Consider the following 949-nt stretch of genomic DNA (forward strand, 5'->3'; position numbering starts at 1 on the left):
CGCGCTGCAGCCGTGCGATGCGGTCATGCGCCTGATGGCGCGCGACCCAGTGGCGGAGTGATTCCCTCCCAGAACTTAAGGAACATCTCACAACCCCTGCCCAAGCGGCGGCCGTCCGTTGAATTTTGGATGGCGAGATGTTGGTGCGATCAAAAAGCAGATTCGGGCAGCTCAGGGCTCTCGGTCGTTCTGTAGGCCGTCTGGCTGGCCGTGGCGGGTTTGCCGCACGCGTTCAATCTGATCGACGGCTACAACGGGTTGGCGGGGGCGGTGGCATTGGCGGTGACCATAGCGTTGACTGCCGTGGCCCTCAAAGTGGGCGACTGGTCGCAGGCGGCACAGCTGCTCTTGTTGGCTGGGGCGACCGCTGGTTTTTGGGTCTGGCACTATCCCCGTGGGCTGCCCTTTGCCGGTGGTGGAAACGCTGTTTTCCGTTTACCGCAAAGTTGCGCGGGGCGATTCGCCCGGCGTTGCTGATGCACTGCATTTTCACCAATGGGTTGACCGTTGCATGTGTGTTTCAAAGTGCCGCGATGGTTGCGGCGGTGACTGGGCAACCTCACCTTCCTCTCGGTACGGCCGCCAAGGATCAGCAGAGCACGAAGCGGATGTGTGAACCGGCCAGTGCAATCACGTCCCCGTCGTGCAATGTTGCGCCGGCGGGGCCGATGGCTTGGCCATTGAGTGTCGCGGGGCGCTCCCCCGCCGCCTGGGTCAGCACATAGTCAGTGCCCCTGTGCGTCACCGTGGCCACCGCAACCCCCGGTTTGCCGATGGTGGTGGCTGCCTTGGTCAGCGCCACGGTTCGACCCGCGGCCGGACCATCCAACACCTCCAGCCGCGCCCGCTGCGCGACGGTGGGGGGCGGGGTAGCCGTCGCCGTGGCCGTGGCCAGGGCTGGGGTGGCGTCGTCGACCACCCGCAACTGGTAGCGCGCGATCTCGATCAG

General features: G+C 65.2%; 2 pseudogenes. One reads left to right on the forward strand and one right to left on the reverse strand.

The annotated features are described in order from the left end of the window. Nucleotides 1–204 precede the first annotated feature (204 nt). A pseudogene (locus tag ACK4TH_RS12295) lies at nt 205–508 on the forward strand (glycosyl transferase); the annotation flags it as partial. Between the two features lie 81 nt (nt 509–589). Here the strand turns inward: ACK4TH_RS12295 and ACK4TH_RS12300 are convergent. After that, a pseudogene (locus ACK4TH_RS12300) lies at nt 590–949 on the reverse strand (FHA domain-containing protein); the annotation flags it as partial.

Origin of the sequence: Tepidimonas sp. (assembly GCF_046292505.1) — a bacterium.
Lineage (GTDB): Bacteria > Pseudomonadota > Gammaproteobacteria > Burkholderiales > Burkholderiaceae_C > Tepidimonas.